We start from the raw sequence: 8907 nt of genomic DNA, 5'->3' as shown, positions 1-8907 counted from the left end.
CCTCGTAGACAAGAACGAAAATCCCTCGTAGACGAAGACCGAAAAACCCTCGTAGACGAGGAACGAAGAACCCTCGGGGACGACCAAACCCGTCGCGGGGGAGCCCCGAAGCGAAGCGAAGCGAGCGAGGGCGCCCCCGCGAACGAGCAGCAACCGAAGGGGGTCACCGGCGGGCGCACGGCCGCGAGCCGCCAGGCGAGCGGCCGGGCGCGCGCAGCGCGAAGGGCCGCACCGCAGCGGAGCGCCAGCGGAGCGAGGATGCGGCGCTTCGCGCCGCGGGGGGCGTGGGGGGTCGCCCCCCCACAAGCAAAAGGGCGCATACTGGAGGTGATGAGACCCTCACGAGGCGCCGCGCGCCGCCACCTGCCCACCAGTCCCTTCAGCCCGCCGCCGCCGGCTCCGCCGGCGAAGGAGTTCGCGGTCGACGATCAGGTCACGCACGACTCCTACGGCCTGGGCCGTGTCGTCGAGATCGAGGGCGATACCGCCGTCGTGGTCGACTTCGGTGCCCGCAAGGTCCGTATCCCGGCTCCGTTCGCGAAGCTCTACCCCCTCTGACCGGCGTCTTCCGCCGTCCGTGCGCGGGGGTGCGGTTGCCCGGTCGGGGCCGCCGCGCGCCGTGCGTCCGGTTCGCCACGGCGGAACAACGTCGATTTCTCCCACTTTGACGGCTCTGCCGCCGCGCGGCGGGCAGAGCCGGGCTCCCGCACGCCGGGCGCGTCCCGGACGCGCCCGCGCGGCGAGCCGCCACGCGGGCGGCCGCACGCCCGGCCGCCCGCGTCCACCTGCCTTCCGGCCGCCCTCCGGCGCGCGTCCGGGGGGTCAGGGAACCTCTTCCAGCAGGCGGATGAGCGCCTGGAGGGGCTCGGTCAGTTCGTCCTCGTCCAGCAGGGGCGGGACGGGGGGCTGGGGGCGACCTCGGCGGGGGCGGCCGAAGACGGTTTCGCGGGCGCGCCACGCGATGTACGGGGCGCGCAGGTCGCCCGCGACCAGGGCGTCGCGGAGCGGGAGCAGTTCGTCCAGCCAGGGGCGCGGGTCGTAGCGCTCGTAGGAGTTCTCGCCGTCCTCCTCCTGGCGGTTCAGGCGGACGAGCAGCGCGTCACCGGCGGGCCGCGCGGACACGGCGAGCCCGTACTCGCCCGCGTAGGGAGCGAGCCGGTCGGCGAGCGCGGCGGGCACGCGCAGCCACAGCCCGCGCAATCCCCACTGGATGAAGTTCAGCGCGACGTCGAACCCGTACTTGGCGATGATCTCGTCGCTCCGGTTGAAGATCGGGTGCTCGGCGGGGCGCGACCACTCGTCCAGGACGACGCGGTCGGGCTCGACGTGCGCGTACGGCAGTTCGGCGCGCAGTTCGAGCATCTGCCGCTCGGTGAGCGTCCGCCCGTCGAGCAGGCGCATGTCGGAGAACCAGTGGAACTCGCCCGGGCCGCGCCGCCGGGGGATCTCCTGCGGCGAGAGCTGCGGCGGCAGGACCGTCGCGCGGATTCGCTCGCGGTACCGGTACCAGTCCCGGATCGCGGCGTCCGACCCGTCCTCGCCGCCGGGATCGTGGCCGAGATCGGCCGCGTCCCCGGCGTCGTCCGTCCGCGCGAGGTACCAGCCGAGGAACGCGGTCCGCCGGACGGCCTGCGCCTCGTCGGCCGCCCGCCCGATCTGCGCGCGGACCGCGCGGGTCAGCGCCGCCCGGTCCCGGTGGACGGCGCGCAGCCGCGCGAGCTGGACGCGGAAGGCGTTCACCAGCGCCCCGATGTCCCGATCGGCCTCGGCACGGGCCCGGTAGCGCGGCGCGGCCAGCCGCTCCAGCACCGGACGCGTCAGCCCGGCCACCAGCCGCGCGGCGGCCGGGTCGGTCACCGCGAGCCGGTACGCCCGCCCCGACTCGGTGTCCAGGACGGGCAGGAGCCCGGCGTCCTGGTCCAGCCACAGCCGGTACCGGCCGTCCGCGTCGAGCCGGTCCAGCCGCCGCGCGGCCGGGTGGTCGGCGGCGATCTGCGCAGGGTCCACGGGCGGCGGCCTCTCGACGCTCCGGTCAAAGCCCCATTCTCCCCCAGACCCCAAGAGATCGCCGGGAATCCGGCCGAGGGACCGCCCGCGTCCCGTGCCGTCCTAGGCGAACGGTCGTCGCCGTACGTTTCGCGACCGGTACACGACGTACGCGCGGAACGGATACGCCACCGGTGCGGCGAACGCGTGGACCAGGCGGCTGAACGGCCAGAGCGCGAACAGCGCCAGCCCCAGCAGCGCGTGCGCCTGGTAGAGCAGCGGCGCGCCGCTGATCGCCCCCACGTTCGGATGCAGCAGGAAGACGCTGCGGAACCACACCGAGACGCCCAACCGGTAGTCGTAGTCGCCCGCCGGAGCGAGCAGCGTCGCCGCCAGCCCGGCGAGCAGCACGGTCGCCAGGATCGGGTAGAGCGCGCGGTCCGTCCGGTCGGAGGCGCGGCGGACGGCCCGCACCCGCAGCCGCCGGGCGACCAGCACCGCGAGCCCCGCCACGGTCGCCGCGCCCGCGACGCCGCCGACGAGCAGCGCGTTGGCGCGGTACAGCGACTCGGGCACCCGCAGGTCCTCGGTCACCCGCTCGGGGACGACCAGTCCGATGACGTGCCCGGCGATGACGAACAGCAGCCCGTAGTGGAACAGCGGCCCGCCGACCGACAGCAGGCGGCTCTCGTGGAGCTGGCTGGAGCGCGTCGTCACGCCGAACCGGTCGTGGCGGAACCGCCACACCGTCCCCGCGGCGAACAGGACGAGGACCGCGTACGGCAGGACGCCCCACAGCGCGTACCGCAGGCCGCTCACGGCGTCTCCCCGTAGCCGTCCAGCCCGACCAGCTCGATCACCGGGCCGGAGCGCGCGAGTTCGGCGACGGCCGCGCGGTCCGCGGGCGTCGGGCCGGGCAGCGTCGCGCACACCGCGTCCAGCAGCGCCGCGTACGGGCTGCGGCGGTCGTGGAGGGCGAGCCGGAGCAGGTCCAGGCCGGGCCGGTGCGCGCGCAGCAGGCGCTCGCCGGGCTCCGGGCAGCGGGCGGCGAACTCCAGCATGACCGGCAGGTGGTCGGGCAGCTCGCCGCCGCTCGGCCGCCAGCCCTCGCGCCGGTAGACGTCCTTGAGCCGGACGAGCGCCGCGCCGCGCCGCCGCGTGTCCCCGTCCGAGTAGTACGTCATGTGCAGGGTGCGGCGGCGGTCGCGGTCGAACGTCAGGACGTAGCGCTCCTCGGCCGCGCGCGGGTCGTCGTCCGCGACCGCCGCGCAGAACCGCAGGACGGGCGCGCAGCGCGGGTCGTCGAGGCCGCCGAGCGCGTCCCGCACGTGCGTGAGCGTGCGCGGCCAGCCGGGTCCGGGGTAGTCGAGCAGCAGCGCCGCCGCCTGCCGGACCGCCGCGGCGATCATTCGGCCGCTCCGCGCGGCGGGAACAGCCCGGCGGGCCGCCCGCCGCCGTTCCAGTTGAGCAGGTTGACGCGGCCGCGCAGCGGGGATTCGCCGTCCCGGGGCGCGGGCGGCGCGTGGAACGCCCCGATCGGGTCGCCGCCCATGCCGGGGCCGCCGGGCGCGTCCAGCCCGCAGCCCGCCGCCGTGTCGCCGTCGCCCGCGCCCGGCGCGTACGCGGTGGGGACGACGTAGCGCTCGTCGTACTTGGCGAGGGCCAGGAGCCGGTACATGTCCTCCAGGTCGGCGGGTTCCATCCCGGCGTCGCGGGCGATGGCGGGATCGCGCGGCTCCCCCAGGTTGACGCGCCGCATGTACGCGCGCATCGCCGCGAGCCTGCGCAGCGACTCCCGGACGGGCCCGGTGTCGCCCGCCGTGAACAGCCCCGCCAGGTACTCGACCGGGATGCGCAGCGCGTCGATCGCGCCGAACAGGTTCCCGGCGTCCTCCCCGTCGTGGCCGCTCTCCCCGATCGCCTCCACGATCGGCGACAGCGGCGGGACGTACCAGACCATCGGCATCGTCCGGTACTCCGGATGCAGCGGCAGCGCCAGCCGGTACCGGGAGATCAGCGCGTGGACAGGCGAGCGGCGCGCGGCGTCGATCCACGACCGCGGAATGCCGTCCGCCTCCGCGTCGGCGGCGACGGCCGGGTCGTCGGGGTCGAGGAAGCAGCCGAGCTGCGCGCGGTAGAGGTCCTTCTCGTCCGGCGTCCGGGCGGCCTCCCCGACCAGGTCCGGGTCGTACAGGATCACGCCGAGGTAGCGCAGCCGCCCCACGCACGTCTCCGAGCAGACGGTCGGCTGCCCGGCCTCGATGCGCGGGTAGCACAGCGTGCATTTCTCGGCCTTGCCCGACTGGTGGTTGAAGTAGACCTTCTTGTACGGGCAGCCGCTCACGCACATCCGCCAGCCCCGGCAGCGGTCCTGGTCGACGAGGACGATCCCGTCCTCGATCCGCTTGTAGAGCGCGCCGGACGGGCACACCGCGACGCACGTCGGGTTCAGGCAGTGCTCGCAGATCCGCGGCAGGTAGAACATGTACGCCTGCTCGAACTCCTGCTTCACCTTGTCCCCGACTGCGCGAAGCACCGGGTCGCCGGCGACGTGGTCCGGGCCGCCGCCCAGGTCGTCGTCCCAGTTCGGGCCCCAGGCGACGGCGGTGGGGCGGCCGTCGATCAGCGACCGGGGCCGCGCGGTCGGGACGTCGTCGCCGAGCGGCGCGCTGATCAGGTTGTCGTAGTCGTACGTCCAGGGCTCGTAATAATCCTCCAGGCCGGGCATCTCCGGGTTGGCGAACAGCCGGGTCAGGCGGCGCGCCCGGCCGCCGGAGCGCGGCACGAGCCGGCCGTGGGAGAGCCGCCAGCCGCCCTTCCACCGGTCCTGGTCCTCGTGGCCGCGCGGGTAGCCCTGGCCGGGGCGGGTCTCGACGTTGTTGAACCACGCGTACTCGGTGCCCGCCCGGTTCGTCCACACCTGTTTGCAGGTGACCGAGCAGGTGTGGCAGCCGATGCACTTGTCGAGGTTCATGACCATCGCGATCTGCGCCATCACGCGGCGGCGCCCGCGTCCGGCGGCCATCAGTACGTCACCTCCTGGGAGCGGCGGCGGACGACCGTCACGGCGTCGCGCTGGTTCCCGGTCGGGCCGTAGTAGTTCGGGGAGAACGAGAGCTGGCCGTAGCCGCCGATGAGGTGCGTCGGCTTCACAAGCAACTTCGTCAGGGAGTTGTGGACGCCGCCCCGGCGGCCGGACGTCTGCGACTTCGGCACGTTCACCAGCCGTTCCTGGACGTGGTACATCAGCACCGTCCCGGTGGGGATGCGGTGGGAGACGACGGCCCGCGCCACCACGACGCCGTTGGCGTTGACCGCCTCGATCCAGTCGTTGTCCGCGACGCCGATGGACGCGGCGTCCGCGACGCTGATCCAGATGACCGGCCCGCCGCGCGACAGCGTCTGCATCAGCAGGTTCTCCTGGTACTCCGAGTGGATCGACCACTTGGAGTGCGGCGTCAGGTACCGGACGGTCACCGACAGGCCGTCGCCGCCCCCGCCGGGCAGGCTCTCCCCGAGCGCGGGCAGGTCCAGCGGCGGCCGGTAGACGGGCAGTTGCTCGCCCAGCTCGGCCATCCAGTCGTGGTCGAGGTAGAAGTGCTGGCGGCCGGTGACGGTGTGCCACGGCTTGGCGTGCTCGGTGTTGACGGTGAACGGCGCGTACCGGCGGTCGGCGGCCTCCTTGCCCGACCATTCGAAGCTCGTCCCGACCTGGACCGGCCGGTCCTGCGTGTCGGAGAAGACGACCCGGCGCTCCTCCGAGGCCGCCGCCAGTTCCTCCAGATCCGAGACCGGGCCGCAGCGCTCGGCCAGGGCACGGAAGCCCTCGGCGGCGATCCGGCCGTTGGTCGTGCCCGACAGCGCCAGGACGGCCTCGCAGAACCGGACGTCGGAGTCCAGCCGGGGCCGTCCGGCCGCCGCGCCGGACCGCGCGGTCCCGCAGCGCGCCGCCAGCCATTCCGTCTCCGGCGCGGTCCGGACGGTGACGCCCTTGACCGTCATGCCGCGTTCCTCCGGGAGCGGGCCGAGCGCGGCGAGGCGGTCCGCGACGGCGGTGAAGTCGCGCTCGACGAGCGCCGCGTCCGGCATCGTCCGGCCCGGCTCGGGCGGCGCGGACCCGTCGCGCCAGTCGGCGACGGCCCCCGGCTGCGCGGTCTCCTGCGGGCTGTCGTGCTGGAGCGCGGTCACGACCAGGTCGTGGCGGGTGTCCAGCCGCCCCTCGGCCAGCCGGGAGAACGCGCGGGCGAGGCCGTGGAAGATGTCGAAGTCCGTGCGGGCCTGCCACGGCGGGTCGATGGCGGGCGAGAACGCGTGGACGTAGGGGTGCATGTCCGTCGAGGACAGGTCGTGCTTCTCGTACCAGGTCGCGGCGGGCAGGACGAGGTCGGCGTAGAGCGTCGTGGACGTCATCCGGAAGTCGAGCGCGGTGAGCAGGTCGAGCTTGCCCTGCGGCGCCTGGTCGCGCCACGCGACGTCGCGCGGCCTGGCGTCCGGCGGGGCCTCCTCGGCCGTCGCGGCGTCGTCGGTGCCGAGCAGGTGCCGCAGGAAGTACTCGTTGCCCTTGGCCGACGAGCCGATGAGGTTGGCGCGCCACACCGTCAGCACGCGCGGCCAGTTCTCGGGGGCGTCCGGGTCCTCGCAGGCGAAGGCCAGTTCGCCCGACGCGGCCTTCTCCGCGACGAAGCGGCGCGGGTCGGCCCCGCTCGCGTGGACGGCGTCGCCGAGGTCCAGGGGGTTCGCGGAGAACGTCGGATAGGACGGCATCCAGCCCAGGCGGCCCGACAGCGCGACGAGGTCGGCGGTGTGCCGCCCGCGGAACAGGCCCCGGCCGGTCGGGGACGCCAGCGCGTCCGCGCCGAACCGCTCGTACCGCCACTGGTCGGTGTGGACGTACCAGTACGGCGTGCCCGCCATCTGCCGGGACGGGCGCTGCCAGTCGGCGCCGGTGGACAACTGCTGCCACCCGGCCAGCGGCCGAACCTTCTCCTGCCCGACGTAGTGCGCCCAGCCGCCGCCGTTGACGCCCTGGCAGCCGGTGAGCAGCAGCAGCGACAGGAACGACCGGTAGATCGTGTCGGAGTGGAACCAGTGGTTCGTCCCGGCCCCCATGACGATCATGCAGCGGCCGCCGGACTTCTCGGCCGTCTCGGCGAACTCGCGGGCGATCCGGACGGCGGTCGCGGCGGGGACGGAGGTGATCTCCTCCTGCCACGCGGGCGTGTACGGCCGCGACGCGTCGTCGTAGGACGCGGGCCAGTCGCCGGGAAGTCCGGGACGGGCCACGCCGTACTGCGCGAGCATCAGGTCGAACACGGTCGTGACCCTGCGCCCGGCGATCGTCCGGACCGGGACGCCCCGGCGCAGCGTGCCGTCCGGGACGTCGAAGCGCGGCAGCAGCACCTCCGCGACCGGCCCGGCCGCGTCGAGGCCGAGCACCGGTTCGATCCCGTCCAGGTCGAGGTTCCAGCGGCCTTTCCCGCGCTCGCTCCAGCGGTCCCCGAGGGTGCCGTTGGGGGCGACGGGCCCGTCTGCGGCGGCGTCGAGGACGACGGGCCGCCACGCGGCGTCCGGCCCGTCGTCGCCGAGGTCGGCGGCGGTGAGGAACCGGCCCGGCACGCACGCGCCGTCGCGTTCCTCCAACGTGATCAGGAACGGCAGGTCGGTGAACCGGGAAACATAATCCGTGAACGCCAGGACGCGGCGCTCCACGAAGCATTCGCGCAGAATGACGTGGCCCATCGCCATCGCCAGCGCGCCATCGGTGCCGGGATGCGGATGCAGCCACTCGTCGGCGAACTTGGCCGCGTCGGAGAAGTCCGGCGACATCACCACGACCTTCTGGCCCCGGTAGCGCGCCTCGGCCATCCAGTGCGCGTCCGGCGTCCGCGTCACCGGAACGTTCGAACCCCACAGCATGAGATACGCGGCGTCCCACCAGTCGGCGGACTCCGGAACGTCGGTCTGGTCGCCGAAGACCTGCGGCGACGCCACCGGGAGATCGGCGTACCAGTCGTAGAACGACAGCATCGTCCCGCCGATCAACGCCATGAACCGCGACCCGACCGCATGCGACACCATCGACATCGCCGGAATCGGCGAGAATCCCGCCACCCGGTCCGGGCCGTGCTCGGAAATCGTGTGGACGTGCGCCGCCGCCGCGATCTCCAACGCCTCGTCCCACGAGACGCGCACCAATCCGCCCTTGCCGCGCGCCCGCTGGTACCGCGCCCGCCGCTCCGGATCTCCGACGATCTCCGCCCACGCCGCGACGGGATCGCCTAACCGCTCCCGAGCCTCCCGGAACATCTCCACCAGGACGCCGCGCGCGTACGGATAACGCACGCGCGTCGGCGAATAGGTGTACCAGGAGAACGACGCGCCCCGGGGACAACCGCGCGGCTCGTATTCCGGCCGGTCCGGTCCGACGCTCGGATAATCGGTCTGCTGCGTCTCCCAGACGATCAGCCCGTCCTTGACGTGGATCTTCCAGGAACACGATCCCGTGCAATTCACGCCGTGCGTCGACCGGACCACCTTGTCGTGGCTCCACCGGTCCCGGTACAGCGCGTCCTCGACCGGCTGACCGGTCCGGAACACCGCCCGCCGGTCGCCGGTGAGCCCACCGCGCTCCAACCGGCCGCCGACCGCCAGCAGCCGTTCCGTCACCGCCGCCGCGGCCCGCTCGGCCCCGGCTCGCGCCCGCCTCATCGGACTCCCCTCCCTGGTCGGGGTGCGGGGAGCCGCGGGCGCGCGCCCGCCGAACCCCCGCCGGACGCCCGCGCCCGGCGGTCGCGTCCCCGCCGCCCCGGCCGGGGCGGCGACGCCTCCGACACTCGGGGGCGTCAACCAGTTCGGTCAAGAGTTTTAACCGTCCGCTAACCTACTCCGAACGTTGACTCATCCGGCGTTAACCGGAATCGG

General features: G+C 73.9%; 6 protein-coding genes. 1 reads left to right on the top strand and 5 read right to left on the bottom strand.

Annotated elements, in window-relative coordinates:
* Positions 1 to 330 precede the first annotated feature (330 nt).
* The gene (locus tag G339_RS0103910; RefSeq protein ID WP_019629771.1) at positions 331 to 558 is read left to right on the top strand and encodes a hypothetical protein; all 228 of its coding nucleotides are present in this window, start codon (positions 331 to 333) and stop codon (positions 556 to 558) included.
* 264 nt (positions 559 to 822) lie between these two features.
* On the opposite strand, the gene G339_RS0103905 is transcribed toward G339_RS0103910, so the two are convergent.
* The 5 genes from G339_RS0103905 to G339_RS0103885 form a co-directional block, all read right to left on the bottom strand.
* Entirely contained in the window at positions 823 to 2007 is a 1185-nt protein-coding gene (locus tag G339_RS0103905) for a hypothetical protein (RefSeq protein ID WP_019629770.1), read from the bottom strand.
* A 102-nt stretch (positions 2008 to 2109) separates the two neighbouring features.
* Positions 2110 to 2805 carry a respiratory nitrate reductase subunit gamma gene (gene narI / locus G339_RS0103900; RefSeq protein ID WP_019629769.1) on the bottom strand — a complete coding sequence of 232 codons (696 nt, stop codon included), beginning with the start codon at positions 2803 to 2805 and terminating at the stop codon, positions 2110 to 2112.
* Positions 2802 to 3395 (bottom strand): nitrate reductase molybdenum cofactor assembly chaperone, encoded by a 594-nt coding sequence (gene narJ, locus G339_RS0103895; RefSeq protein WP_019629768.1) that lies wholly within the window; start codon positions 3393 to 3395, stop codon positions 2802 to 2804. Before narJ ends, narI begins: the two co-directional genes overlap by 4 nt.
* Positions 3392 to 5011 (bottom strand): nitrate reductase subunit beta, encoded by a 1620-nt coding sequence (narH, locus tag G339_RS0103890; RefSeq protein WP_019629767.1) that lies wholly within the window; start codon positions 5009 to 5011, stop codon positions 3392 to 3394. Before narH ends, narJ begins: the two co-directional genes overlap by 4 nt.
* Positions 5011 to 8694, bottom strand: a complete 3684-nt coding sequence (locus G339_RS0103885) for a nitrate reductase subunit alpha (RefSeq protein WP_019629766.1) — start codon at positions 8692 to 8694, stop codon at positions 5011 to 5013. The genes narH and G339_RS0103885 overlap by 1 nt, the downstream gene beginning before the upstream one ends.
* Positions 8695 to 8907 lie beyond the last annotated feature (213 nt).

Origin of the sequence: Actinomadura atramentaria DSM 43919, from assembly GCF_000381885.1 — a bacterium.
GTDB lineage: Bacteria > Actinomycetota > Actinomycetes > Streptosporangiales > Streptosporangiaceae > Spirillospora > Spirillospora atramentaria.
This window is presented reverse-complemented; position numbering and strand designations above follow the sequence as displayed.